This window comes from Kitasatospora sp. NPDC085464, from assembly GCF_044541955.1.
Lineage (GTDB): Bacteria > Actinomycetota > Actinomycetes > Streptomycetales > Streptomycetaceae > Kitasatospora.
The window spans coordinates 1-25,484 of sequence record NZ_JBITTM010000068.1 but is presented as its reverse complement, the minus strand read 5'-3'; the positions used below and the strand labels follow the sequence as shown (position 1 = coordinate 25,484).

The following is a 25,484-nucleotide window of genomic DNA, read 5'->3' as shown; positions in this document are numbered from 1 at the left end:
AGAAGTCTACTCGGAAGATCTACAGCATTGCTGTACAGCTTTGCTGTATGGTTTTGGGCATGCGAATCACCAAGTTCGGACATGCCTGCGTACGCGTCGAGCACGGCGACACCACCGTCGTCGTCGACCCCGGAGTGTTCACCGACCCCGCCGCGCTGGCCGGCGCGGACGCCGTCCTGATCACCCACGAGCACATGGACCACTTCGAGGAGTCCCGGCTGCGCGCCGCCCTGGAGGCCGACCCGGCGCTGCGCGTGTGGACCAACACCGCCGTCGCCGCCCAGCTGGAGGGCGTGGCGCAGCGGGTCACCGCGGTCGGCGAGGGGGACGCCTTCGAGCTCGGCGGCCTGGGCGTCTCGGTGCACGGCGAGTGGCACGCGGTGATCCACCCGGACATCCCGCAGGTGCGCAACATCGGTTTCCTCTTCGACGGCCGGCTCTTCCACCCCGGTGACGCGTTCACCCTGCCGCCGCACGCCGTGGACACCCTGCTGCTGCCGCTCGCGGCGCCGTGGAGCAAGGCCTCCGAGGTGATCGACTACGTCCGGGAGGCCGGGGCGCACCGGGCGGTGCCGGTCCACGAGGCGGTGCTCAGCCCGGTCGGCTTCGCCGTGCACACCCGACTGGTCGGACCGGACGGGCCGGGCACGGGCTCGGAGCTGGCCGTCCTCGGGGACGGGGAGAGCCTGGAGCTGGGCTGACCGCCGGGTGCGGAGCGGGTGCCGCCCGGGTGCGGAGCCGGCGCCGCCGGGTGCCCGCCCGGTGCTGACGGGCCCGGTGCTGCGCCGGTAGCCTGACGCCATGCTGAAGATCGGACTGACGGGTGGCATCGGCGCGGGCAAGAGCGAGGTGTCCCGGCTGTTCGCCGCGCACGGCGCGGTGATCGTGGACTCCGACGTGATCGCCCGCGAGGTGGTCGCCCCCGGGACGGACGGTCTGGCGGCCGTCGTCTCCGAGTTCGGCCCGCAGGTGCTGCGGGAGGACGGCGCGCTGGACCGTCCGGCCCTCGGGGCGGTCGTGTTCGCCGACCCGGAGCGGCTGAAGGCGCTGAACGCGATCGTCCACCCGCTGGTGCGGGCCCGCTCCGCCGAGCTGGAGGCGGCGGCCGCCCCGGACGCGGTCGTGGTGCACGACGTGCCGCTGCTGGCCGAGAACGGGCTGGCGCCGCTGTTCGACCTGGTCGTGGTGGTCGACGTTGCCGACGAGGTGCGGGTGGACCGGCTGGTGCGGTTGCGCGGGATGGCCGAGGAGGAGGCCCGGGCCCGGATGGCCGCGCAGGCCTCGCGGGCGGACCGGCTGGCGATCGCCGACCTGGTGATCGACAACGGCGGCGGGCTGGCGGAGCTGTCGGCCCGGGTGGACGAGGTCTGGGCGGAGCTGGCGGAGCGCGCGGTGGTCTGAGCCGCGGGGTGGTTTGAGCCGCGGGGTGGTCGGACCGGCCTCCCGGGCCAGGCCAGGCCAGGCCCGGCCCCGCAGGCTCGGGCCCTGTCGGGCACGCGCCGGGTCAGCCGGTCCGGCCGGCGCCGAGCGGCAGCCGGGCCCGCACCGCGAAGCCGCCCTCGGCCGTCGGCCCGGCGTGCAGGGTGCCGCCGAGATCGCCGGCCCGGGTGCGCATGCCGGTCAGGCCGTGCCCGCCGGAGGGCAGACCGCTTCCGTCGGCCGCCGGTGCGTGGCCACCCGTCGGCCCGTCGGACTCCGCCGCAGCCGGGGTGTTGACCACCGCCAGGCGCAGCCCGTCCGGCCGGACCTCGACGGTGACGGCCACCTCGGCCGCCGGGGCGTGCTTGTGCGCGTTGGTCAGCGCCTCCTGGACGATCCGGTACGCCGCGTACTGCACGGCGGGCCCGGGCGCGGGCAGTCCGTCGGCCGGGCCGGTGACGGTCAGGCCGACCACCAGCCCGGCCTGCCGGGACTCCTCGACCAGGGTGGGCAGGCCGCGCAGCGAGGGCGCCTGGTCGGCGGCCGTGGTCAGCACGCCCAGCAGGCCGCGCAGTTCGGTGAGCGCCTGCAGCCCGAGGGTGCGGATCAGGCCGAGCGTCTCCCGGACGGCCGCCGGGTCCTCGGCCCGGGCGACCTGGCCGGCGCCCGCGTGCAGGGTGATCAGTGACACCCGGTTGGAAACCACGTCGTGCATCTCCCTTGCGAGCCGGGAGCGTTCGGCGGCCGCGGCGCGCTCCTCGACGTGCCGGCGGGCGTCCTCCAGCAGCCGGTTGCGCTCGCCCAGGAAGCGGTTGCGCTCCGCGAGCACCCGGACGGTGTGGGCGCGGTGGTGGGTGGTCAGCCCGAGGAGGATCGGGACCGCGCCGAAGACCAGCGGGTCCTCGATCAGGCCGGCCAGTGAGGAGGGGGTGGTGACGTCCCCGAGGTCGAACGGGACGATCAGCCGCAGTTCGGCCGCGGCCGCCAGGACGTACAGCAGCGTGGTGGTGCCGCGCCGCGCGGCCAGTCCGTAGAGGGCGACGGCGAGCGGGAGTTGACCGCTCACCAGGGTGGCCGCGGTGACCGCCGCGGGATGCCGGCGCCGCAGGGCCAGGGCGAGGGCGCCGACCGCCATCAGGCCGGCGTTGACCGACGGCGAGGTGGTCGGGCCGAAGTCCGGGTCGTTCGCGGCGAGCGGGACGAGCACCAGCATGACCAGGGCGGTCGGCGCGAGGGCCCGGACCGGGCGGGGCAGACGCACCGGCGGCCAGGGCGGCGGCGCGTCGGGGTCGACGGCCGACCGGTCGGTGAGGTGCTGCATGAGGGGCATGCTTCCACACCGGGGTCCGACCGGGATGATCGTCCGACCGTGTGGCCGGGAAGGGGCTGTTGCGAGGATCCCGACGGGGAGAACATGGCGGGCATGAGTGATCATTTTTCGTCCGGGGCGCAGTCGGCCGAGTCGCAGTCGGCCGAACGGCGCCGGACCGGGCCGCATCTGACCGGCCCGCAGCCGACCGACGCGACCCCCACCGACCCGCGCCCCACCGATGCGACCCCTTTCGCCCCGCACCCGACCGTCCCGCACCCGACCGACGCGACCCCGACCGAGCCGCGCGTGGCCGTCGAACGGCTGGAGCAGTACTCCCGCGCCGAGCAGGAGCAGATCCTCGGCCCGGGGGCCGACCCGTACGGGGTCGCGTACACGGGGCTGACCTACCTGCCCAAGGAGATCCACTTCGGTGTCCGGGCCGCCGACGGCCGGCTCGTGGCCCACACCGGGCTGCGGCCCCTGCCGCTCACCGCGGGCGGCACCGACCTGACGGTGATGGGCGTCGGCGGGGTCTGTGTCGCCCCCGACCGGCGCGGCGGCGGCCTCGCGCACGCCGTGGTCGGGGCCGCCCTGGACCACGCCCGCACCCTCGGCCACCGGCGCGCGCTGCTGTTCTGCCGCCCGCCCCTGGTCACGCTCTACCGGGGGCTGGGCTTCCGCGAGGTGACGCAGGAGGTGACGGTGGAGCAGCCGGAGGGCCGACTGGCCGTGATGCCGCTGCGCACCATGTGGGCGCCGCTGGCGGCGGGGGCCGACTGGCCGGAGGGGCCGGTCCGGCTGCGCTCGCTGCCGATGTGAGGCCGGATCAGGCGCGGGTGGCCCGCGCGGAGGACTCCGCGTGGGCCACGGCGGCGGCGGCCAGCGCACGGATCGCGGCGTGCGCCCGGGTGCCGTCGCCGGACAGCTCGGGCTGGAACAGCGAGGCGAGGAAGAACGGGTGGTCCGGCAGTTCCAGGATCCGCACCTCGCCCGACTCGTCCGCGCCGCTGAACCGCAGGCCGTGCGCGCTCAGCCGGTCCAGGTAGGCGGCGTTGAGGCCGTACGCGCAGTGGTAGCGCTCCAGGGTGCGGGTGGTGCCGAAGACGCGCTCGGCGAGGCTGCCCGGAGTGATGGCGACGGCGCCCTCGTGGCCGACCAGTGAGCAGCTCAGCGGGGCGATCACCTGCTGGTCCCCGTCGGGCTGCTGCTCGCCGTGGACGGCTCCGGCCAGGCCGCAGACGTTGCGGGCGAACTCCAGGACCGCGTGCTGGAACCCGGCGCAGGTACCGAGGAAGGGGATGCCGCGTTCGCGGGCGGTGCGCACGGCGGCCACCGCGCCCTCCTCGCTGCGGTAGGGGCTGCCGGGCAGCAGCCAGACGGCGTCGAAGCCGTCCAGGGCGCCGGCCGCCGCGGCGTCCTCGGTGGGGATCCAGTAGGCGTCCAGCACGAGGTGGTCGTGCTCGGCGAGGGCGTCGAGCAGGCCGGGAATGCGGGCGTGCGAGCGGACGGCGGGGGAGCGGTCGCCGACGAGGGCGACCCGCGGGGTCAGGTAGGTCATGCGGCTATCCTGACCCAGCACCCGAGATCAGCGCCAACGATGATTTCTTACACCTCGATCAGATCGGTTGATGGCCGCCGTGGATCCCCAGCAGCTGCGCACCTTCGTCACCGTCACCCGCCTCGCCTCCTTCTCCGACGCGGCGCGGGAACTCGGCTACACCCAGTCCGCGGTCTCGCAGCAGATCGCGGCGCTGGAGGCGGACCTCGGTACGGCCCTGCTGGTCCGCCGCCCGGTCGGCCCGACCGAGGCGGGGCGTCGGCTGCTGGAGCACGCCGCGCCGCTGCTGGTCCGCCTGGAGGCGGCGCGTGCCGACGTCGCACGCCTGGCCGGCGCCCCGAGCGCCCGGCTGGTGGTCGGCGCCACGGCGCCCGCGGTCGGGGCGGTGCTGGGGCGCGCGCTCGGCGAGGTGCGCCGGGCGTACCCGAGGGTGCAACCGGAGGTCCGGGTGCTCGCCCAGGACGTGCTGCCCGCGCAGGTCGCCACCGGCGAGGTCGACCTCGCCCTGATCGACGGCCTGGCCGCGCCCAGCGACCCGCTGCCGCTGCCCGAGGTCGGCCCGCTGCGGACCGTCGCGGTGGACGAGCAGCCGGTCGTCGTGGTCCTGCCCGCCGGCCACCCGCTGGCGGGCCGCGCCGGCCTCGCGCTCGCCGACCTCTCCGCGGCCCGCTGGCTGGACGCCCCCGACCTCACCCCGTCGGTCGCCCGGCTGCGCGCGGTGGCGGGCGTCGACGGCTTCCGGCCCGCCACCCGCTACCGGGGGACCGACCTGCACGGGTTGCTGGCACTGGTCGCCGCCGGGCACGGGCTCGCGCTGCTGCCCGAGCCGGTGCCGGCCGGGGTGTCCGGGGTCGGGTGCGCGCCGATCGCCGCGCCCCGGCTGGTGCACCGCACCGAACTGGTGCACGGGAGCCTGCCGGAGGGGCCGGCGGCGCTGCTGGCGCGGCTGCTGGAGGGGGTGCCGGCCGACTCCGCCTGACCGGCGGCCTCCGTGCGGCGGTGCGGCGGTGCGGCGGTCTGCGGTGCGGCGGTCTGCGGTGCGGCGGCCTGCGGTGCCGGCCGGTTGCTTGAATCGGGTTGCGGGGGCCGCCGGAGCCGATGGAATGATCATGCAATGAGCATCATCATCAGACGGGTACGGCAAGAGGATTGGGCGCGGGTCAAGCAGATCCGCCTGGACTCACTGCGGGACCCGGTCGCGGCCATCGCCTTCCTTGAGACCCACGAGCAGGCGGCCGCCAGGCCGGACGGGTTCTGGCAGGACCGCGCGGCGCGGGCGGCGACCGGCTCCGCCGTGGCGCAGTTCGTCGCTGAGGACACGGACGGGCGCTGGCTCGGCGCGGTCAGCGTGGTGGTCGAACGGCCCGGCGGGCCGGGGGCGTTGGAGGGAGACGTCGTCCGGGTCGAGCAGGCGCACATCGTGGGCGTCTACGTCCGGCCCGAGGCGCGCGGCACCGGGCTGGCACCCGATCTCATCCGGGCGGCCCGGGACTGGTCCTGGTCGCTCGCCGAACCCCGGATCGAGCGGGTGCGGCTGTTCGTGCACGAGGACAACGCCCGCGCCGAGGCGCTGTACGTCAAGGTCGGGTTCGAGCCCTCCGGCGTGGCGCTGCCCGTCCCGGGTGACGCGTCGCACCGGGAGATCGAACTGGCGGTCTCCCGGGGCTGATCGCCGCGCTCCGGGGCAGTGCCCCGGGGTCGTCCTGCGGGGTCGTCCTGCTGGGTCGTCCTGCGGGGTCGGCGGGCGATCCGGGAGGGCGGCCCCGGGGGTTGTGAAGACGAGGTCACCAGGCGTTCACGTCCCGGGGCTGACGGTCGTCGCACGTCCGGTGCTGTCATGAACACAGCTGCCCGGCGAACGGCCGGGCCGACCCTGGAGATCTTCCCCATGATGCTCCATCAGCGCCTGACCGTCGTCGCCTCGGCGGCCGCCCTGACCGTCGCCGGGCTCGCCGCGGGCACCGCCCACGCGGCCGCACCGGCGACCGCCGCCGCGAAGTCCCGTGCGCTCGCCGCGAGTTGTTCGCAGGACTACCTGCCGCTGCCCGACCCGTCCTGCACCCCGGGTGCGTACAACCCGGACGTCACCCAGGACACCATCGGGCAGACCATCTGCGTCTCCGGCTGGACCGCCACCGTCCGCCCGCCGACCAGCTACACCAACCCGCTGAAGGTGCGCCAGATCGCCCAGTACGGCTACGACGACACCAGCACGGCCGACTACGAGGAGGACCACCTCGTCCCGCTGGAGCTCGGCGGCGCCCCGCGCGACCCGGCCAACCTGTGGCCCGAGCCGCGCTACGGCACCGAGCCGGCGCAGAGCAAGGACTCCGTCGAGACCCGGCTGAAGAACGCGGTGTGCAGCGGCCGGGTGAGCCTGGACGACGCCCGCGGCGCGATCGCGAGCGACTGGACCACGGCCCTCAGCGTCCTGGGGCTGTGAGGCGCGCCGCGACTCCCGGGCGTCCGAGCTCCTGAGCGCCGCGGCTGCCGGGCGTCCGAGCTCCTGAGCGCCGCGGCTCCCGGGCGCCCCTGACGCGGTGAAGCCGGTTCACCGCGGGCGGGCGCGAAGGAGCCGCCCGGTCCGTCCGGTCCCCTGTGCCGGACGGGCCGGACGGCCGTCTGTGGGGTGGTGCGGGCGCCCGGGTGCGGGCGCCCCGCGGATCAGCCGCAGCCGGGCAGGGCCTCGCACATCGGCGCGGTCATCCCGGTGCCGACGTACTTGTCCTCGGGGGCCTTCCAGGCGTCCTTGGGCTGGGCGCCGGCCTTGGTGGTCGCCCAGACGGACAGCTCGCTGACCGTCCCGCCGTCGGTGACCGCGTACTCGTGCAGGGTGACGGCGGTCCCGTCGGCCTGCGGGATCGTCAGGACGGCGGCGAAGTACGGCGCGTCGTCGGCGCTGTTGACCTTCACGGTGGCCCCGGGAGCGGTCTTGGCGCAGCCCTTGAGCGCGTCCGTCAGGCGCTGGTCGACCATGTTGGTGGTCTGCTTGGTGCCGCTGCTGTGGGTCGGGTCGCCGACGAAGAGCAGGGTCTGCTGGGCCGTCCAGCGGTCGCCGCCGAAGCCGACCGAGGCCTTCGCGGAGGCGGTGCCGGCGAACCCGTACTCGTCGTCCTTGGCGATCGGGGCGTGGCACAGCTCCATGCCCTTGAACTGGACGGGGCCGGTCTGCGGCTTGGCGTTGGCCGCCAGCGGCGCGTAGTGGTAGGTCTCGTCCATCGGGATGCTCTTGGTGTCCATCCAGGCCTTGGCCGGGATGGTCTTCGCGGCTCCGTCGGTGCCGCCGGGCTTGCCGGCGCCCGTGGCGGGGGCACCGCTGGGGGCGGCGCCGGTCGCGGCGCCGGTGGACGGAGCGGGTGCGGCGGTCTTGCCGCCGTCCTCACCGCTGTTGTCCGGTCCGCAGGCGCTGAGGGCGCCCAGGCAGACGAGGGCTGCGGCGGTGGCGGTGACCAGGCGGGTGCTGCGCAACTGACGAATCCTCAAGTGTCCGGTGGCGTGGATCGGGGTCGGGTGCGCGTCGGTCGCGGGCCGCTGGTGCGCGGCACCGCCCGTCCGCCCCCGCCGCCCGGGCGACCCGTGGTCGCGGGCACTCGGCATGGCTCTTCCTCCCCCGTTGACGTACTGCCGTCCGGCTCCTGGCCGCGCCGCCCTCCTCGGGTTTGAGGGGCGGTCAGCGCCGGTGCTGCGTCGACGGCGGTCGAAACCTATGCCAAGCGACCGTCGGGAGCAAAGCGGGATTCCGGCGGACGCCCGGGTGGCCCGGGTGGTTGCAGGGCAGTGGTGGGGAACGTGTGTGCGGGCGCGGCGGGAGCTATGCGCGGGGTGCGGGGGATTCCTGGAGCGGCCGGACACGGTCAAGTGCCGCCCCGAACTGGGGATCCGCGCCGACCGGGCGCGGTGCTGCGAGCGCGTACGGTGCCCCGGCCGCACCGGAGGACGGGCCGCGGGCGGCCCCCGACACCAAGGCTTTCCCACGCGGTGGCCCCGGGACGGCGAGCGTCGGAGGGGCCGCGGCGGGAGCCGGGCGGCTACCCGTGGGTGCCCGGGACGCCGAGCTGCTGGGCGAGCCAGGGGAGCGCCTGGGCGAAGGTCGCGGCGCCGGTCTGCCAGCTGTGCTTGCCGGAGCCGACGGCGGAGACGGTGCGGATGCCGTCCCTCCGGGCGGCCGCCTCCAGGGCCTTGGCGGACTCGATCTGGCCGTGCTCCTCGTCGCCCTGGCCGAAGTAGCCGGAGACGCCCTGGTACCGGGGGTGGTGGGCGAGCACCGTCATCGGGTCGTGGGCGGCCCAGGCCGCGGCGTCGCCGCCGTACAGCTCCTGGACGGTGTGGTCCTTGTCGCCGATGAACGGGCCCCGGTCGCCCGAGAAGTCGCCGAAGTGGGTGAAGACGCCGGGGTGTTCGACGGTCAGGTCGACGGCGCAGGTACCGCCCATCGACCAGCCGGCCACGCCCCACTTGTGCGGGTCGGTGGCGGCGTTGAAGGTCTTCTGGACGAACGGCGGGACGTCCTTGACCAGGTGGGTCTCGGCGTTGCCGTGCGGGCCGTCCACGCACTCGGTGTCCACCCGGAAGCCGCCGGTGGCGTCGACGAAGACCAGGATCGGCGCGAAGCCGTTGTGCTGGGCGGCGAACGCGTCCGTGGTCTTCACGGCGTTGCCGGAGCGGATCCAGTTGTCCGGCGCCGCGAACTCGCCGCCGATCATCTCCAGCACCGGCAGCTTGGGCCTGCTCTGGCTGCGGAACCAGGCGGGCGGCAGGTACACCAGCTCCTGGCGGTGGGCGAAGCCGCCGGTGGTGTCCGGTATGTCGACCTGGACGATGCGGCCGGTGCTCGTCCTGCCGTGGAGGGAGGCGAGTTCGGCGAGCGTGACCTGCTGCGGCAGCGGCCCGCCGCCGAGCTCACCGATCGCGTCGCCCAGGGTCGGGTAGTAGCCGGTGGCGGCGTTCAGGCTGTTCGCGGCGCAGAACAGCGCCAGCAGGACGGTCGGCACCACCAGCAGTCGCCGCCACCACCGCGCGCCGCGCCAGCCGAACCCGAGCACGCACAGGGCCGCGACGGCCACCCCGCTCCACAGCCACACCCCGTACGGGATCGGGTCGGTGATCCCGCTGAGCGTCACCACGGAGACGGCGGCGACGGCGGTGACCGCCACCGCCGTCCCGAGCGCGATCGGACCCCACTTCAGCCGCCACGCCCGGTCCCGCCGGGCCACCGAGCCCAGGAACACCGCGAGGGCCGCGGCCTGCACCGTCCAGGGGAACCAGCCGTCCAGCAGGGAGACGTTCATGGGGCCGGAGGCTAGGCGCGGAGGATGAGAGGCCGGTTAGAGACTGGTAGTTCGCTGGAAGAGACCTGTGAGGAGGAAGGGGAGACCGAAGAGCCCGGAGCCCGGCGGCCGGGCCGCCATCGGGCGGATCTCCAGCGGCGTGAGCTCGCGGAACAGCGAGCGGAGCTCGTCGGGAGACCACGCCAGGCCGCCCTCCAGGGCGCCCAGCCGGTACAGCTCCTCGTCGGGCCGCTCGGACCCGATCGCCCCGGCGGCGAACGCGGTGACGGCGAAGTGCCCGCCCGGTGCCAGGACGCGGCCGAGGAGGGCGAGGTAGCTGACGCGGCGGTGCGGCGGCAGGTGGTGCAGGCAGCCGGAGTCGTAGACCAGGTCGTACCGGGCGTGCGGGAGGTCGGCCTCGAAGATGCTCGCCCGGTGGAAGCGCAGGGCGGCGCCGATCCCGGCCTCGCGGGCGCGCTCCTCGGCCCAGGCGACGGCGGCGGAGGAGACGTCGACGGCGTCCACCTCGAACCCGCGGGCGGCCAGGTGGATCGCGTTGCGGCCGGGCCCGCAGCCGAGGTCGAGGGCGCGGGCGGGCGCGTGCCCGGCGCCGGGGGAGAGCAGGCCGCGGTCGAGGTAGGAGACCAGGTTCTCGTCCGGCTCGGGGGTGAAGAACGGGCGGTCGGCGGAGCGGTCGGCATAGAAACGGTCCCACCAGGCCTCGGCCGGCGGGAACAGCCGGTCGAGGAGGGCGAGGACGTCCTCGGCGGTGCGGATCGTGCGGTTCATACGGCCGAGCGTAGGCGGCCCGGCGGGTGGCTGCGAGCGACGCGAAATCCCTTGTGGGGCAGGCTGTCGGGGCCCCGGCCGCGGTGGTGGGAGGGGAGGCTTCCGGGCCGGTCCGGCGTACGGCGGCGTGCCCGCCGCGCGTCGGGAAGGGCCCGTTCCGCGGAGCCGCCGGGGCCCGCGGGAGCGGGGGCGGCATAACGTTTCGGGCAAGGCTGCGAGCGGGCCGGGCAGCACCCGGCTCCGTGTGGCCCGGAGCCCGGCAGCCGAGGAACTCGTCTGCGGGGAGTGGTCGTTGGGGCCGGTGTGACCGACGAAACGATCCTCCTCGCCCCGATCGCCGAGGCCGACCTCGCCCGGCTGGAGGTGCTGGTCGCCGACCCCGAGCAGCTGGGCCCGTTCCAGTGGTTCGGCTGGCGCGATCCCGGCCGGTTCCGCCGCACCTGGGCCGAGGACGGCCTGCTGTCGGACGAGCGGTCGGTGCTGGCGGTCCGGGTCGGCGGCGAGTTCGCGGGATTCGTCGCCTGGCGCCGGATGAACGCCGCGACCAACGCCCCGTACTGGAACATCGGCATCCAGCTCCGTCCGGAGGTGCGCGGCCGGGGCATCGGCACCGCGGCCCAACGCCTGCTCGTGGACTACCTGTTCGCGCACTCGCCGGTGATGCGGCTGGAGGCGGACACCGAGACCGGCAACCACGCCGAGCAGCGGGCGCTGGAGAAGTGCGGCTTCACCCGGGAGGGCGTGCAGCGCGCACTGACCTTCCGGGACGGGCAGTGGCGCGACGTCGTCCGCTACGGCCTGCTGCGCACGGATCCGCGGGGTTAGCTCAGCGCCCCGAACCACTCCTCGGCGAGGGCGTCCAGCGTCCGGGCGGCGGGCTTCAACTCCCGTAGGTACCAAGGCAGGTTGCTGTAGACGTGGAGCAGTGTGTAGGCCATCAGCAGCCGCGGCTCGACGGCCCGGCCGTAGGCGGCCAGCAGCTGCCCGAGGAGGTGCGGGTCGGCGCGGGTGGTGAAGAGGCCGACGGCGACGAGGTCGTAGGCAGGGTCCCCGATCATGGCGGGCTCGAAGTCGAACAGGCCGGTCAGGCGCCAGTCGGCGGCCGGGTCGGTGAGGAGGTGCTCGCGCATGAACTCGGTGTGCAGCAGGGCGCGTCCGGGCGCCGCCGGGAGCGGGGCGGCGGCGAGGAAGTCCGGGATCTGCTCGGACCAGGCCTCCGGCAGGCCGCGCTCCCGCTGGCGGGTGACGGCGCCGGCCCGCTGATCGTCGAGGAAGGCGCGCCAGTCGCCGGGGCCGAGGGCGTCGGCGAGCGGTTCGGGGTCGAGGGCGTGCAGGGCGGCGAGCGCCTCGCCGCAGTCGCGCGCGATCCGCTCGCGCTCGGGCCGGGGGATGCGCGGCCAGGCGGGCGCCAGGCCCTCGCCGGGCAGCCGGGACATCAGCACGTAGCGCCAGCCGTTGACGTACTCGCCGGCCTCGCGCACCACCGGGGTGGGGATCGGCAGCGCGCCCCGCAGCCGGTCCAGGACGCGCGCCTCGACGAGGCCGTCCCGGGCGCCGGCGGCCGGGAACAGCTTGAGGACGTGCTCGTCGCCGACGGCGTAGACCGGGACGGAGCCCTCCGCGAAGCGTTCCAGCGGCAGTCCGCCGACGCCGAGCCGGGCGCACAGCGCCTCCGCGCCGGGGCGCACCACCGACTCGTCGGGGACGATCGCGTCCCATTCCTCGTCCGTCAGTACCAGAGGCAGCACGGGCGCACCGTAGGCAGAGCCGGGCCCGCGCCGCAAAGGTTTTTCACCGCTCCTGCGGGGCCGCGCCGTACGCGTCGCCGTACGCGTCGGCGGACGGCGGGCCCGGCTCGGGCCCGGCGGCCGGGTCGCGGGTGAGCAGGTAGCGGGCGCCGGGGCCGGCGTCGGCGGCGCGGTCGCCGGCGTTGTAGAGGGCGCAGCGGGCGAGCGAGAGGCAGCCGCAGCCGATGCAGCCGGACAGCTTGCGCTTCAGCAGTTCGAGTTCGGCGATCTGCTCGTCGATGCGGCCCTGCCAGGACTCGGCCACCCGGTCCCACTCGGCGCGGGTGGGCGCCGGGCGGTCGGGGAGGCGGTCGAGGGCGACCCGTGCCTCGTCGAGGGAGAGGCCGACCCGTTGAGCCGCACGGATGAAGGCGATCCGGCGCAGGGTGCCCCGGGTGTAGCGGCGCTGCCCGCCGGTGGTGCGGGTGGCGTGGATCAGGCCGAGGCTCTCGTAGTAGCGCAGCGCGGACGCGGCGAGGCCGCTGCGGTCGGCGAGTTGGCCGATCGTGAGCAGGTCGCTGTGGTGCGGGCCGGCGGTGCGGCGGTCGTCGGGGTGGGCCGTCATGGGAGCCCACTGTAGCCGCTTGACCTCAAGCTGGCTTTAAGTTGCACGATCGTGGTCATGACGACGAACGCAACCGCGGGATCCGTGACCGAGAGCCGTTCCGGGAGCCGTGCCCAGGCCCGCCCCGAGGCCCGGTTCGAGGACCTGCCGGCCCTGATGGCACTGATGACCGGAGCCGAGAAGCACGGCCCGGCCGCCACCTCCACGCTGGACGTGCTCTGGGTGCTGTACGACCGGGTGCTGCGGGTCGGCCCGGCCACCGCGCAGGAGCAGGACCGCGACCGCTTCCTGCTCTCCAAGGGCCACGGGCCGATGGCGTACTACGCGGTGCTCGCGGCCAAGGGCTTCATCGACCCCGAGGTGCTGCCGAGCTTCGGCGGCTACGACTCGCCGCTCGGCCACCACCCGGACCGCACGCTGGTGCCCGGCGTGGAGATCTCCTCCGGCTCGCTCGGGCACGGCCTGCCGCTGGGCGTCGGCACGGCGCTCGGGCTGCGCGCGCAGGGCCTGACCGACGCCGCGGTGTGGGTGCTGGTCGGCGACGCCGAGTTCGACGAGGGCTCCAACCACGAGGCGGTCGCCTTCGCCGGGTCGTACGGGCTGGAGCGGCTGCACGTCGTGGTGATCGACAACTCCTCGGCCACGCACGGCTGGCAGGGCGGCATCGCGCAGCGGTTCGCGGCCGCGGGCTGGTCGACCGCGACGGTGGACGGCCGCGACCACGAGGCGCTGCACCGGGCCTTCACCGCCGAGCACCCGGGCCGCCCGCACGTGGTGGTCGCCCGGGTGGAGCCCAAGGAGAACCACTGAGCATCCGGCCGCCCCGAGAGCGCCCGGACGAGCACGCCGAACCCGCACCCCCGGAAGGAACGTCACCGATGGACACCATGCGCGACCGCTTCGTCGCCGTCACCACCCGCCTGCTGGACGAGGACCCCCGGCTGGCCGTGGTGCTCGCCGACATCACCGCGGCCGCCTTCACCCCGGCCCAGGAGCGCCACCCCGACCGGGTGGTCAACGTCGGCATCCGCGAACAGCTGCTGATCGGCGCGGCCGGCGGTCTGGCGCTGAGCGGGATGCGGCCGATCGCCCACACCTTCGCCAGCTTCCTGATCGAACGGCCCTTCGAACAGGTCAAGTTGGACCTGGTCCACCAGGGCGTGGGGGCCGTCCTGGTGAGCGCGGCGGGCTCGTACGACTGGCCGGCCGGCGGCCGCACCCACATGTCCCCGGGCGACGTCGCACTGCTGGACACCCTGCCGGGCTGGACCGTCCACGTCCCCGGGCACCCGGACGAGGCCGAGCAACTGCTGCGCCACGCGTACGCGGACGGCGACCGCAACGTGTACGTCCGGCTCTCGGCGCACCAGAACGCCGCGCCGGTGGCGGTCGAGCCGGGCCGTTTCAGCACCGTCCGCACCGGCTCGCGCGGGGTGGTGCTGGCCGTCGGGCCGATGCTGGACGCGGTGCTGGCGGCCACCGAGGGCCTGGACGTCACGGTGCTGTACGCGGCGACGGTGCGCCCCTTCGACGCGGCCGGGCTGCGGGCGGCCGTCGGCGAGCGGGCGGAGGTGGTGCTGGTCGAGCCGTACCTGGCCGGGACGTCGGCGAACGAGGTGCACGAGGCGCTGGCAGACCGCCCGCACCGGGTGCTGGGCCTGGGCGTGCCGCGCGAGGAGCACCGGCACTACGGCTCGATCGCGGAGCACCTGGCCGCCTACGGCCTGGACGCGCCCGCGCTGCGGGAGCGGATCGGCACCTTCCTCTGGTGAGCCGGCCACGGTCCCCGGGGCCGCGAGCGCTCGCGCCGTGGGCGGCTGCGCTGCGACGCCCGGTACCACGGCCGTCGGTGGATCAGCCGGTCAGGACCACGGCCACCGCGTCCGGTCCCACCCGCACGTCCGTGCCGGCCGGCGCCACCGGGCCGAAGGCCGCGACCACCTCGCGCCCGGCGGCCCCCAGCGGCACTGCGGCCTCGTCCGGCCCGAGGTTGACCGCGACCCGGTACGGCCCGCGGTGCACCACCAGCCACCCCGCCGCCTCGTCGAAGGCTGCCCGCACCGCGCCGAGGTCGGGGTCGGCGAACTCCGGTCGCTCCCGGCGCAGTCGGATCAACGTCCGGTACCAGGAGAGCAGTTCGGCGTGCGGGGCGCGCCGGAGCTCGGTCCAGTCGAGGACGGAGCGCAGCACGGTGGCGGGCTCCTGGGGGTCGGGGACGGCCTCGGCGGCCCAGCCGTGCTCGGTGAACTCCCGCCGCCGGCCCTGTCGGACGGCCTCGGCGAGGTCCGGGTCGGTGTGGTCGGTGAAGTACTGCCAGGGTGTCGCGGCGCCCCATTCCTCGCCCATGAACAGCATCGGGGTGAACGGCGAGGTGAGCACCAGGGCGGCGCCGCAGGCGAGTCGGCCGACGGGGAGCGTGGTGGAGATGCGGTCCCCGAGCGCCCGGTTGCCGACCTGGTCGTGGGTCTGCAGGTAGCCGAGCAGTCGGTGGCCCTCGGCGGTGGGGAACGGGCGTCCGTGGCTGCGGCCGCGGAAGGAGGACCAGGTGCCGTCGTGGAAGAACCCGCGGGTCAGCGCCTTGGCGACGGCGGCGAGCGGCTCGCGCGCGAAGTCCGCGTAGTAGCCCTGGGATTCACCGGTCAGCGCGCAGTGCAGGGCGTGGTGGAAGTCGTCGCTCCACTGGGCGGTGAGGCCCTGGCCGCCGGCCTCGGTCGGGGCGGTGGTGCGCGGGGTGTTGAGGTCGGACTCGGCGATCAGGAACAGCGGGCGGTTCGTGGTGACCGCCAACTTCCGTACCTCTTGGGAGAGTTCCTCCAGGAAGTGGACCGCGCGGTCGTCCGCGAGGGCGTGCACGGCGTCCAGCCGCAGGCCGTCGATGCGGTAGTCGCGCAGCCAGGCCAGTGCGCTGCCGATCAGGTACGCGCGCACCTCGTCCGAGCCGGGCGCGTCCAGGTTCACCGCGGAGCCCCACGGCGTGTGGTGCCGGTCGGTGAAGTACGGGCCGTACGCGGGGAGGTAGTTGCCGGACGGGCCGAGGTGGTTGTGCACGACGTCCAGCACCACGCCGAGGCCCTTGCGGTGGGCGGCGTCGACGAAGCGCTTGAGCCCCTCGGGCCCGCCGTAGGGCTCGTGGACGGCCCAGAGCGAGACCCCGTCGTAGCCCCAGCCGTGCCGGCCGGGGAACGGGCAGACCGGCATCAGCTCGACGAAGTCGACGCCCAACTCGACCAGGTGGTCCAGGTGTTCGGCGGCGGCCTCGAAGGTGCCGCGGGCGGTGAAGGTGCCGATGTGCAGCTCGTACAGCACGGCGCCGGGCAGCGCGCGGCCGCGCCAGCCGGTCCGCGACCAGCGGAACGCGGCGTGGTCCACCGGGCGGCTCGGGCCGTGCGGGCCGTGCGGCTGGCAGGCCGAGCGCGGGTCGGGCAGCGGCGGGCCGTCGTCGAGGCGGAAGGCGTAGTCGCCCGCCGGCGCCTCGCCGGACCACCAGCCGGCACGGTCGGCGCAGCGGGCCAACTCGTGTTCCGTGCCGTCGACTTCGACGCGGACGCGGGAAGCGGCGCGGGGCGCCCACACCTCGTAGGCCGGCATCAGCCCCTCCTCGTCAGCAGCGCCACCGGGCTCCCGGCCAGCAGTTCGGCCACCGGCACCGGGCCCGCCGGGAAGCTCCGCAGGGCCAGCTCGTCCGTCCACGGCCCGCCCGGCGGCAGCTCCAGCACGGTGTCCCGCCAGCCGCCCGCCCGCTGCAGCCCGTACGGCAGCCGGGTGACGGCGGTGACGACGTCGTCGCCGCGGGCGAAGGCCAGCAGGTGGTCGCCGGCGGCGCCGGTGCCGGGCAGCGGCCGGTACGGGCCGAGCGGGCGGGAGCGGCGCAGGTGCAGGGCGGTGGTGGTGAGGTGCAGCTTCTCGCGGGCGAGGTCGCCGGGGCGCCGGGTGGCGGAGTCGGTGAGCCGCACGGCGAGCGCGCCGAGGTCCACCACGCCCCGGTTGTCCGGGTCCACCAGGGTGTACAGCGGCTCCTCGCTGCCCTGGTAGAGGTCGGGCACGCCCGGCACGGTGAGGTGCAGCAGGGCGGCGGCGAGGGTGTTGGAGCGGGCGTGCGGGGCGAGGGCGTGCACCCGGCCCTCGATCCGGGGGAGCAGCCCGGGGTTGCCGTAGGCGGCGCGGGCCCGCTCCTCCAGCGCCCGTTCGTAGCGCGGGTCGGGCTCGGTCCAGGAGGTGTGCAGCTTGGCCTCGCGGACGGCCTTGAGCAGGGCGGCGACCAGCCGGTCCGGGGTGATCGGCCAGGCGGCGACCAGGGTGTGCCAGAGTAGCCAGTCGGCGTCGCGGTCGAGGCCGGGGGCCGCCGGGCCGGCCGCGGTGGACCAGGCGGCGGCCTCGGCGGCCCAGGCGTGCGGCTGCTCGGCGAGGACGGCGAGCCGGGCGCGGGCGTCGGCGCTGCGCTTGGTGTCGTGGGTGGAGAGCACGGTCATGCCGTGCGGCCAGGTGCGCTCCTGGCGACGGCACCAGTCGTGGAAGTCCGCCGGGCGCAGCCCGGGCCGGGCGGGCTCGCCGCCGACCTCGTTCAGGCCGGGCAACGCGTTCCAGCGGTAGAAGGCGGTGTCCTCGACGCCCTTGGCGGCCACCGCCGCGGCGGTCTGGGCGAAGCGGACGCAGAACTCGTCGTGGTCGGTGCCGCGGCCCAGCTCGCCGAGTGCCAGTGCGGCCACCAGGCGGTCGGTGGGGTCGGCGGAGCCGTCCAGGGCCGCGCGCAGCTGCTGCCGGGAGGCCGCCGGGGGTGCCTCGCCGGGCCGCGCGTAGGGCCGGTACGCCGGGTAGCCGGTGAGCAGCCGGGCGAGCGCGGCGCGCAGCTGCCAGGGCGCGTGGTCGGCGTGCGCGGGTTCGGCGGCGCCGATCCGCAGGGCGATCCGCACCAGCCGTTCGATCTCGGCGGCGAGCTCGCCGTCCGGCCCGGTCATGTCGGCCCGTCCGCGCCGGGCGGCGGCGAGTGCCGGGTGCGGGTCCTCGCAGAGGTCCCGGACCGGTCCGCCACGCAGGAAGGACTCGTAGGCCCCGGCCAGCAGGCAGGCGCCCGCGTGGTCGGTGAGCACGCCGTCGATGCGGCGCAGCGCGTCGTAGCCGGTGGTGCCGGCGACCGGCCAGTCCTCGGGCAGCTGCTCCTCGCCGGTGAGGATCTTCTCGACCACGACGTACGCGCCGCCGGTGGTCCCCGACGTTCCGCCGCCGGCGGCCCCGGACGCCCCGCCGGTGGTCCCCGACGCCCCGCCGGTGGCCGCTGCGAGCCGGCGCAGGTAGCCGCGCGGGTCGGCGAGCCCGTCCGGGTGGTCGATCCGGAAGCCGTCCAGGACGCCCTCGGCGTGCAGCCGCAGCAGCACGCCGTGGGTGGCGGCGAACACCTCCGGGTCCTCGACGCGCAGGGCGATCAGCTCGTTGACGGTGAAGAAGCGCCGGTAGTTGAGTTCGGTGCGGGCCAGGCGCCACCAGGCGAGCCGGTACCACTGGCGGGCGAGCAGCTCGGGAAGCGGCAGTGACTCGGTGCCGGGGCGCAGCGGCAGTTCGTGCCGGTGGTAGCGCAGGCTCCCGCCGTCCACGGTCAGCTGGTCCAGGACGGCGCCGAGCCGGTCGCCGAGCAGCGGCAGCAGGACCCGGCCGCGCCCGGGGTCGTCGGCGGGCCCGGGCTGGGCGGTCCAGTCGATGTCGAACCAGCGGGCGTACGGCGAGTCGGGCCCGTCGCGCAGCACCTGCCAGAGCGGGCGGTTGAGCCGTTCGGGGGCCGGTACGGCCATGTGGTTGGGCACCACGTCCGCGATCAGCCGCAGTCCGTGGCCGCGGGCGGCGGTGGCCAGCGCGCGCAGGGCCGGCTCGCCGCCGAGCTGCTCGCTGATCCGGGTGTGGTCGACGGTGTCGTAGCCGTGGGTGGAGCCGGGGACGGCTTCCAGCAGGGGGGACAGGTGCAGGTGGGAGACGCCGAGGGCGGCCAGGTAGGGGACGGCGGCGGTGGCGTCGTGGAGGGTGAAGCCGGGCTGGAGCTGGAGGCGGTAGCTGGCGGTGGGGGTGCCGCCGGGAGGGACGGCGGCCGGGCGGGGCTGCGCGGGCTCGGCGGCGGAGGTCATAGCTCCATAGGTACCCGGGGGAGCCTGCCGCCAAGACCCGCTGTTGATCCGAACAGGTGACCGCCCCCCGGTAGCCCCGCAGTCGCCCCCCGGGCCGCCCCCGGTCGCCGGGCGGCCGGTCACGCCGGCCGCTGCAGCACCATCAGCGAGCGGTCGGTGAGCCACAGCGTGTCCCCGGCCTTGACCCGCGCCCCGGTGCCCGGGGCGGGGAGCCGGGGCTGCGTGGTGTCGACCACGACCCGCCACTCCTGGCCGTGGTCGGCGGGCACGGTGAACTCCAGTGGTTCGAAGTGCGCGTTGAACATCAGCAGGAAGGAGTCGTCGACGATCCGCCCGCCGCGCCGGTCGGGTTCGGAGATCGCGTAGCCGTTGAGGAAGACGGTCAGCGACTTGGCGTAGCTGGCTCCCCAGTTGCGCTTGGTCATCTCCTCCCCGGTCGGGGTGAACCAGGCGATGTCGGTGAGGTCGTCGAACCCGCCGGAGGCGGACACCGGCCGGCCGTGGAAGAACCGGCGGCGGCGGAACACCGGGTGGTCGCGGCGCAGCCAGATCATTCCCTGGGTGAACTCCAGCAGCCGCGCCTGCGGCCCGTCGTCCTCGGGCCACTGCACCCAGGTGAGGTCGTTGTCCTGGCAGTAGGCGTTGTTGTTGCCCAGTTGGGTGCGGCCGAGTTCGTCGCCGTGCGAGAGCATCGGCACGCCCTGGGAGAGCATCAGGGTGGCGATGAAGTTGCGCTGCTGGCGTGCTCGCAGCTCCTCGACGGCCGGGTCGCCGGAGGGGCCCTCGACGCCGCAGTTCCAGGAGCGGTTGAAGGACTCGCCGTCGCGGTTGTCCTCGCCGTTGGCCTGGTTGCGCTTGTCGTTGTAGGAGACCAGGTCGCGCAGGGTGAAGCCGTCGTGGCAGGTGACGAAGTTGATGGAGGCGATCGGGCGGCGGCCGTCGTCCTGGTAGAGGTCGGAGGAGCCGGTGAGGCGGGAGCCGAACTCGGCGAGGGTGGCGTTCTCGCCGCGCCATAGGTCGCGCACGGTGTCCCGGTACATGCCGTTCCACTCCGTCCACAGCGGGGGGAAGTTGCCGACCTGGTAGCCGCCCTCGCCGAGGTCCCAGGGTTCGGCGATCAGCTTGGCCTGGGAGACCACCGGGTCCTGCTGGACCAGGTCGAAGAAGGAGGAGAGCCGGTCGACCTCGTGGAACTGCCGGGCGAGGGTGGCGGCGAGGTCGAATCTGAAGCCGTCCACGTGCATCTCGGTGACCCAGTAGCGCAGCGAGTCCATGATCAGCTGGAGCACGTGCGGGCTGCGCATCAGCAGGCTGTTGCCGGTGCCGGTGGTGTCCTCGTAGAAGCGCTGGTCCTGGGCGAGGCGGTAGTAGGAGACGTTGTCCAGGCCGCGCAGCGAGAGGGTGGGGCCGAGGTGGTTGCCCTCGGCGGTGTGGTTGTAGACGACGTCCAGGATCACCTCGATGCCGGCCGCGTGCAGCGCCTTGACCATCGACTTGAACTCCTGCACCTGCTGGCCGCGGTCGCCGGTGGAGGAGTAGGAGGAGTGCGGCGCGAAGAAGCCGATCGTGTTGTAGCCCCAGTAGTTGGCCAGGCCGAGGTCGCGCAGCCGGTGGTCGCGGACGAACTGGTGCACCGGCATCAGCTCGATCGCGGTGACGCCGAGCTTGGCGAGGTGTTCGATCACCGCGGGGTGGGCGAGGCCGGCGTAGGTGCCGCGGATCTCCTCGGGGATGCCCGGGTGGAGCCGGGTGAGGCCCTTGACGTGGGCCTCGTAGATGACGGTGCGGTGGTAGTCGGTGCGCGGCGGGCGGTCGGTGCCCCAGTCGAAGTACGGGTTGATCACCACCGAGTGCATGGTGTGCGGGGCGGAGTCGAGGTCGTTGCGGCGCTCGGGTGCGCCGAAATGGTAGCCGTAGACCGACTCGTCCCAGTCGATGTGCCCGCTCATCGCCTTGGCGTACGGGTCCAGGAGCAGCTTGGCGCTGTTGTGCCGCTGGCCGAGGCCCGGGTTGTACGGTCCGTGTACGCGGAAGCCGTAGCGCTGGCCGGGCTGGACGCCGGGGAGGTAGGCGTGCCGGACGAACGCGTCCGTCTCGCGCAGTTCGACGGCGGTCTCGGAGCCGTCCTCGGCGAGCAGGCACAGTTCGATGCGGTCGGCGCTCTCGGAGAACACGGCGAAGTTGGTGCCGGCTCCGTCGTAGGTGGCGCCGAGGGGGTAGGGCGTGCCGGGCCAGACCTGCATGGCTCCTCAACTTCCTTGCTTCATAAGCAAACTGACATGTGGTCCGACAATAAGTCCGACAGCCTGCCCGGACCCGGACGCTCTCCTGCCCGGCCGGGCGGCCGGGCATGTGCGGTGCTCGCGCGCCGTGACGCACGGCACAGCCCGCATACTTCCGGAGCCCTTCCCCGGTGGCCGGGAGAACCGGCCCGGGTTGGTCCGAACGAGTGTCCGGCGGGCATTCGTGTGAAGAGTGATGCCGGTGGGGCGCGCCCGTCCGGGCGCCGGTACCGCCGCCGGTGCCGCCGCCGGTGCGAGCGGGAACGCGGGCCGGGCGGGGCCCCGCGGCGCGGGCGGAGCCCCGCCGATCCGGCTGCGGTCGGCTCGCGGCGGGCAGTACCCTTGATCGTCCGGCCGCCCGGCGCCCCGCCGACAGTCCGTCAACAGGCTGATGGCGGTCCGTCAACGGTCCTCGCGCCCGCGGGGGCCGGCGGCAGCAACCAGATGAGGTGGCGCATGGTGTTCCCCGCCGGCGGCCGTGGCCCCGGGCCCGACGGCCCCGACCGGGGCGCGGCCCGCAGCGAGGCTCCCACGGTGGTCATGCGTCCCACCCTGACCGGCCGCACGCTGGTGCCCGCGCAGGGCGGCCCGGTCGAGATACCGGCACTGGCCTGGTCGGCCGGCGAGTGGGAGGACGCCTACCAGCGGGTGCGGCTGTCCGGCCGCGCCTACGTCTGGCTCAACCTGGTCGAGCAACGGCTGCGCTCCCTGGTGGACGAGGTGCTGCACCCGATCTACGCCCCCGCCCACGGCGAGGACTGGGTCACCGCGGCCGCCGGACCGGCCGGCGAGGAGTGGGCGCACCGGGCCGGGGCGGTGCGCGAGGTCAGCCGCCGCAAGGGCTACCTGCTCGACCCGGCCGACGACGACCCGCTGGTCTTCCTCACCCTGCCCCAGCTGCGCGAGCTGATGGTCCAGCACTGGCCGTGCTTCGAGCCGTACCTGGCCGACCGGCGCGAGATCGAGCTCGCGCTGGACGAGCTGGAGGTGGCCCGGCACGTGGTCTCCCGCAACCGGGTGCTCACCCAGACCGTCCTGGCGCAGACCGAGCGCGCCGCCGCCCGGCTGCTGGCCGTCCTGGACGGCGGCGCGGGCGGGGTGCCCGCCGACGTGGTGGAGTCCCTGGTGGCCGGCCGGTACGCGGACGTGGTCGCGGTGCACGCCGACCGGGTCCGGCTGCAGCGCGACCTGCCGGTGGAGGACCTGCTGGACGGCGCCCGGCGACTGGACGCGCTCGGCATCGGCCTCGGCATGCTCTGCCAGAACTACACCGGCAAGCGCCTGGTGCGCCTCGCCGGGGAGGGCTGCCGGGTCCGGCTGCTCTTCCTCAACCCGGCGAGCAGCGCGGTGCGCCGCCGCGAACGCGAACTCGGCCTCAGCCGCAGCGAGTTGTCCCGCTCGATCGAGATGAACATCATGCACGTGCGGCGGGTCCGGGCCCGGCTGCGGGACCAGGGCGGCTTCGAGATCCGGGTGTTCGACGAGACCCCGCGCTTCACCGCCTACCTGGTCGAGGGCCCCCGGGCCACCGGCCAGGCGGGCGGCCGCCGGCAGGGCCGCGACCTCGGCGTCATCCAGCCCTACCTGCGCCGCTCCCGCGGCATGGAGTCCCCGGCGCTGGTGCTGCGCGGCGGCGCCGGCCAGCAGCCCGGCGGCACCGAACCGGGGCTGCTGGAGGTCTACCGCGAGGAGTTCGAGGGGGTCTGGGCGGACTCCCGGCCCGTGTCGTGAGGGCCGGACGCCCCGGGAAACCCCGTGGTCCCGGCGGCGGCGGGGCTGAGAGACTGCGGTCCGTGAACAGCCATCCCGCCTGGACCCTGGTACCCGCCGCCGTCGACGACCTCGAACGCATCACCGACCTCAAGGACCAGGTCATGCGCGCCGACCTGGAACGCCTCGGCCGCTGGGACCCGGACCGCTCCCGCCGGCGGGTGGCGGACTCCTTCTCCACCAGGTGGACGTCCGTGCTGCTGGTCGACGGCGCCTTCGCCGGCTCCGTCGCCGTCCGGCCCGACCCGCAGGGCGGCCGCCACCTGGAACTGTTCTACGTCGCCCCGCACCTGCAGGGCCGCGGGATCGGCGGCGCCGTGCTGCGCCGGCTCCTCGCCGAGGCCGACGCCGCCCGGGAGCCGGTGCGACTGATCGTCCTGCAGGGCAGCGCCGCCCGGCGGCTCTACGAGCGGCACGGCTTCACCGTCGTCCACGAGGACCCGGTCGACGTCCACATGTACCGCCCGGCCCCCGAGCCCGCCCCCGTGACCACCCCGGACCAGGCGCTCACCCGGCTCCGGGACTGCGCCGCCCTGTGGAGCGGCGGGGCCGCCGACGGCCGGGTGGTGGTCGACGCGGCCTGCGAGGCCCTGGTCGTCGGGCTCGACGGTCCGGCCCTGCGCGAACTGGCCGCCTGCTCCTACCGCGAGGCCGCCACCGAACTCCACACCCTGCTGCCCGCGGCCATGGCCGAACAGGGCCTGGTCTTCCACCCCTTCGGTGGCGACGGCGCCGAGGAGGACGTCCTGCGGGCGCTCGCCGTGGCCTTCCTGAACGGGGAACTGACACCCCGGGAGCTGACCCGCGCCGCGCACCAGCGCTTCGGCCACGAGCTGGACGCGGCCGACCCGCTCTCCTGCCTCGACGACGAGTACGACACCCTGGCGTACAGCACGCGCAGCCGGGACGAGGTGGACGCCGACGTCCTCGCCGAGGCCCGCCGCCTGGCCGGGGCCCGCCGACTGGCCGGGGCCGACCCGGCGCCGTAGCGATCCGCCGGTGCCCGCCGGTGCCCGCCGGTGCCCGCCGGTGCCCGCCGGTGCCCGCCGGTGCCCGCCGGTGCCCGCCGGCGCCCCCGGGATCCCGGGCGTTCGGGGTGCCGTCGACCGGCTCGACCGCACCCGTTCCGGCCCGTCCGCGACAGCGGCGGGCCGACCCGTGGGCCGGGTTGTCGGTGGGGCGGGTGATGATGGGGGCTGTTTCGAGAGACAGGACGGAAGGACACACCTGATGAGCTGGTGGCAGCAGCCACTGGTCGGCTTCGACCTGGAGACCACGGGCACCGACCCGGCCGTGGACCGCATCGTCACGGCCGCGCTCGTGGACACGGTCGGGGCCGCCCGGGTGGGGGCCGCGCACTGGCTGCTCGACCCCGGGGTGCCGATACCCGCCGAGGCGGAGGCGATCCACGGGATCGGGGACGCGGTGGCGCGGGGCAAGGGGCGGCCGGCGAAGGAAGCGGTGGAGGAGATAGCCGCCGCGCTGTGCGAGCGGATGGCCGCCGGGAGACCGGTGGTGGCGTTCAACGCGCCGTTCGACCTGTCGCTGCTCGACGCCGAGCTGCGCCGGTACGGACTGGCGACGCTCGCGGAGCGCCTCGGCGGGCCGGTCGGGCCGGTGCTGGACGCGCTGGTGATCGACCGCGCCGTGGACAAGTACCGCAAGGGCTCGCGCACCCTGCAGCGGGTCTGCGAGGTGTACGGGGTGGAACTGACGGACGCCCACGAGGCGGGCAGCGACGCGCTGGCCGCCGTCCGGGTCGCCGTCGCACTGGCCGGGCGCTACCCGGCCGAGGTGGGGGCGGTCGCTCCGGCCGAGCTGCACCGCCGGCAGATCGACTGGTACCGGACGTGGGCGGAGGGCCTGCAGGCCTGGCTGCGCCGCGGCAAGGACCCGCAGGCGGTGGTCGACCCGCGCTGGCCCGCCCGCTAGCCGCGCGAGCCCGGCCACCGGCCCGATGGCCGCCCGCCCCGTACGCCCCGCCCCGGGCCCGGAGGGCTGCTCCCGGCAGGTCCACCGGCTCGACCACACCTGGCGGGGGCCCGGCAGGCCGACGGCCGGGCCGACCCGCCGGGTCCGACCGGGGCCCCGCCGGGGCTACTGCAGGTCCAGCCCCACCGGGTGCGCGAGGTCCACCGGGCAGACGAACACGTGCAGCTCGCCGAAGCGCCCGACGGACAGGTCAGGGTCCCCGCCGCTGTCCACGGTGAGCAGGTGGACCATCCGGGCGCCGCAGCCGCAGTCGATCGGAATCAGGTCGGTGGAGTGCCAGGACGGCCAGCCGCCGAGCTTCCAGCCGTCCGCGCAGGACAGCGCGCGGTGGTACTCCAGTTCGTGCCGCTGCGCGAACTCCTCTGCGGCGTCGTGGAGTTCACCGGGCAGCTCGTCCTGGTCCGGCAGGTCGAGGACCTGCTCGGGGCGCAGCGCGCAGGGCGTCGGCAGGTAGTAATCGTCGCTGCGCCGGGGTGCCGGTGGGGTGACCGGGGAGAGGTCGGCGGCGCGCTGCCAGTGCAGTTCGACGTTCGGGCCGTAGGGCCTGTTTCAGAAGTGGATCAAGGTCATGCGATGATCTTGATCCATGGCTCGGGGAGATCTGACGGACGCCCAGTGGGCAGTGCTGGAACC

Annotated in this window: 24 protein-coding genes; 13 read left to right on the top strand and 11 right to left on the bottom strand. The window is 75.1% G+C overall.

Annotated elements, in window-relative coordinates; translation table 11 throughout:
- The first annotated feature begins 59 nt into the window (after positions 1-59).
- Positions 60-701 (top strand): MBL fold metallo-hydrolase, encoded by a 642-nt coding sequence (locus ACIGG8_RS38620; RefSeq protein WP_350523556.1) that lies wholly within the window; start codon positions 60-62, stop codon positions 699-701.
- Between the two features lie 100 nt (positions 702-801).
- On the top strand, positions 802-1,401 hold the full coding sequence (gene coaE / locus ACIGG8_RS38615; protein WP_396553269.1) for a dephospho-CoA kinase: 600 nt from the start codon (positions 802-804) through the stop codon (positions 1,399-1,401).
- A gap of 103 nt (positions 1,402-1,504) precedes the next feature.
- Here coaE and ACIGG8_RS38610 read toward each other — a convergent pair whose 3' ends face one another.
- Positions 1,505-2,740 (bottom strand): sensor histidine kinase, encoded by a 1,236-nt coding sequence (locus tag ACIGG8_RS38610; RefSeq protein WP_396553268.1) that lies wholly within the window; start codon positions 2,738-2,740, stop codon positions 1,505-1,507.
- A gap of 102 nt (positions 2,741-2,842) precedes the next feature.
- On the opposite strand from ACIGG8_RS38610, the gene ACIGG8_RS38605 reads away from it, so the two are divergent.
- Complete coding sequence (locus ACIGG8_RS38605; RefSeq protein WP_396553267.1) at positions 2,843-3,550, top strand: GNAT family N-acetyltransferase; 708 nt, start codon at positions 2,843-2,845, stop codon at positions 3,548-3,550.
- A gap of 7 nt (positions 3,551-3,557) precedes the next feature.
- Here ACIGG8_RS38605 and ACIGG8_RS38600 read toward each other — a convergent pair whose 3' ends face one another.
- Complete coding sequence (locus tag ACIGG8_RS38600) at positions 3,558-4,289, bottom strand: hypothetical protein (protein WP_396553266.1); 732 nt, start codon at positions 4,287-4,289, stop codon at positions 3,558-3,560.
- Positions 4,290-4,359: 70 nt separating this feature from the next.
- Here ACIGG8_RS38600 and ACIGG8_RS38595 point away from each other — a divergent pair, with 70 nt between their 5' ends.
- From ACIGG8_RS38595 to ACIGG8_RS38585, 3 genes are all read left to right on the top strand, one after another.
- Positions 4,360-5,268 carry a LysR family transcriptional regulator gene (locus tag ACIGG8_RS38595; protein ID WP_396553265.1) on the top strand — a complete coding sequence of 303 codons (909 nt, stop codon included), beginning with the start codon at positions 4,360-4,362 and terminating at the stop codon, positions 5,266-5,268.
- Between the two features lie 135 nt (positions 5,269-5,403).
- The gene (locus tag ACIGG8_RS38590) at positions 5,404-5,958 is read left to right on the top strand and encodes a GNAT family N-acetyltransferase (protein ID WP_396553264.1); all 555 of its coding nucleotides are present in this window, start codon (positions 5,404-5,406) and stop codon (positions 5,956-5,958) included.
- Positions 5,959-6,126: 168 nt separating this feature from the next.
- Entirely contained in the window at positions 6,127-6,732 is a 606-nt protein-coding gene (locus ACIGG8_RS38585) for a hypothetical protein (RefSeq protein ID WP_396553263.1), read from the top strand.
- 221 nt (positions 6,733-6,953) lie between these two features.
- Here the strand turns inward: ACIGG8_RS38585 and ACIGG8_RS38580 are convergent, their stop codons facing one another.
- The 3 genes from ACIGG8_RS38580 to ACIGG8_RS38570 all read right to left on the bottom strand — a co-directional run bounded on the left by ACIGG8_RS38580 (position 6,954) and on the right by ACIGG8_RS38570 (position 10,345).
- A complete protein-coding gene (locus ACIGG8_RS38580) occupies positions 6,954-7,757 on the bottom strand; it encodes a hypothetical protein (RefSeq protein ID WP_396553262.1) in 804 nt (267 codons plus the stop codon).
- A gap of 560 nt (positions 7,758-8,317) precedes the next feature.
- Complete coding sequence (locus tag ACIGG8_RS38575) at positions 8,318-9,577, bottom strand: alpha/beta hydrolase (protein WP_396553261.1); 1,260 nt, start codon at positions 9,575-9,577, stop codon at positions 8,318-8,320.
- Positions 9,578-9,613: 36 nt separating this feature from the next.
- Positions 9,614-10,345, bottom strand: coding sequence for a class I SAM-dependent methyltransferase (locus ACIGG8_RS38570; RefSeq protein WP_396553260.1), 732 nt, complete (start codon positions 10,343-10,345; stop codon positions 9,614-9,616).
- 303 nt (positions 10,346-10,648) lie between these two features.
- On the opposite strand from ACIGG8_RS38570, the gene ACIGG8_RS38565 reads away from it, so the two are divergent.
- Positions 10,649-11,170 carry a GNAT family N-acetyltransferase gene (locus tag ACIGG8_RS38565; RefSeq protein ID WP_396553259.1) on the top strand — a complete coding sequence of 174 codons (522 nt, stop codon included), beginning with the start codon at positions 10,649-10,651 and terminating at the stop codon, positions 11,168-11,170.
- On the opposite strand, the gene ACIGG8_RS38560 is transcribed toward ACIGG8_RS38565, so the two are convergent.
- Together ACIGG8_RS38560 and soxR are read right to left on the bottom strand one after the other, a co-directional pair.
- Positions 11,167-12,093: a phosphotransferase family protein gene (locus ACIGG8_RS38560; protein ID WP_396553258.1), complete on the bottom strand. Its 927-nt coding sequence runs from the start codon at positions 12,091-12,093 to the stop codon at positions 11,167-11,169. The genes ACIGG8_RS38565 and ACIGG8_RS38560 overlap by 4 nt on opposite strands.
- 43 nt (positions 12,094-12,136) lie before the next feature.
- Positions 12,137-12,697: a redox-sensitive transcriptional activator SoxR gene (soxR, locus tag ACIGG8_RS38555; RefSeq protein ID WP_396553257.1), complete on the bottom strand. Its 561-nt coding sequence runs from the start codon at positions 12,695-12,697 to the stop codon at positions 12,137-12,139.
- Positions 12,698-12,754: 57 nt separating this feature from the next.
- Between soxR and ACIGG8_RS38550 the strand changes: the two genes are divergently transcribed.
- Together ACIGG8_RS38550 and ACIGG8_RS38545 are read left to right on the top strand one after the other, a co-directional pair.
- Positions 12,755-13,507 (top strand): transketolase, encoded by a 753-nt coding sequence (locus ACIGG8_RS38550; protein WP_396553256.1) that lies wholly within the window; start codon positions 12,755-12,757, stop codon positions 13,505-13,507.
- A 68-nt stretch (positions 13,508-13,575) separates the two neighbouring features.
- Positions 13,576-14,469 carry a transketolase family protein gene (locus ACIGG8_RS38545; protein WP_396553255.1) on the top strand — a complete coding sequence of 298 codons (894 nt, stop codon included), beginning with the start codon at positions 13,576-13,578 and terminating at the stop codon, positions 14,467-14,469.
- A gap of 82 nt (positions 14,470-14,551) precedes the next feature.
- Here ACIGG8_RS38545 and treZ read toward each other — a convergent pair whose 3' ends face one another.
- The 3 genes from treZ to glgX form a co-directional block, all read right to left on the bottom strand.
- Positions 14,552-16,285, bottom strand: coding sequence for a malto-oligosyltrehalose trehalohydrolase (gene treZ, locus ACIGG8_RS38540; protein ID WP_396553254.1), 1,734 nt, complete (start codon positions 16,283-16,285; stop codon positions 14,552-14,554).
- On the bottom strand, positions 16,285-18,807 hold the full coding sequence (treY, locus tag ACIGG8_RS38535; RefSeq protein WP_396553253.1) for a malto-oligosyltrehalose synthase: 2,523 nt from the start codon (positions 18,805-18,807) through the stop codon (positions 16,285-16,287). The genes treZ and treY overlap by 1 nt, the downstream gene beginning before the upstream one ends.
- Positions 18,808-18,926: 119 nt before the next feature.
- A complete protein-coding gene (gene glgX, locus ACIGG8_RS38530) occupies positions 18,927-21,050 on the bottom strand; it encodes a glycogen debranching protein GlgX (protein ID WP_396553252.1) in 2,124 nt (707 codons plus the stop codon).
- A gap of 495 nt (positions 21,051-21,545) precedes the next feature.
- On the opposite strand from glgX, the gene ACIGG8_RS38525 reads away from it, so the two are divergent.
- From ACIGG8_RS38525 to ACIGG8_RS38515, 3 genes are all read left to right on the top strand, one after another.
- Positions 21,546-22,820, top strand: coding sequence for an SAV2148 family HEPN domain-containing protein (locus tag ACIGG8_RS38525; protein WP_350523575.1), 1,275 nt, complete (start codon positions 21,546-21,548; stop codon positions 22,818-22,820).
- A gap of 62 nt (positions 22,821-22,882) precedes the next feature.
- Entirely contained in the window at positions 22,883-23,848 is a 966-nt protein-coding gene (locus tag ACIGG8_RS38520; RefSeq protein WP_396553251.1) for a GNAT family N-acetyltransferase, read from the top strand.
- A 241-nt stretch (positions 23,849-24,089) separates the two neighbouring features.
- The gene (locus ACIGG8_RS38515; protein WP_396553250.1) at positions 24,090-24,791 is read left to right on the top strand and encodes an exonuclease domain-containing protein; all 702 of its coding nucleotides are present in this window, start codon (positions 24,090-24,092) and stop codon (positions 24,789-24,791) included.
- 165 nt (positions 24,792-24,956) lie between these two features.
- Here ACIGG8_RS38515 and ACIGG8_RS38510 read toward each other — a convergent pair whose 3' ends face one another.
- Positions 24,957-25,082 carry a hypothetical protein gene (locus ACIGG8_RS38510; protein ID WP_396553249.1) on the bottom strand — a complete coding sequence of 42 codons (126 nt, stop codon included), beginning with the start codon at positions 25,080-25,082 and terminating at the stop codon, positions 24,957-24,959.
- A gap of 96 nt (positions 25,083-25,178) precedes the next feature.
- Here ACIGG8_RS38510 and ACIGG8_RS38505 point away from each other — a divergent pair.
- Positions 25,179-25,484, top strand: a 306-nt coding sequence (locus ACIGG8_RS38505; RefSeq protein WP_396553248.1) for a hypothetical protein, incomplete at its 3' end; no start/stop codon positions are given.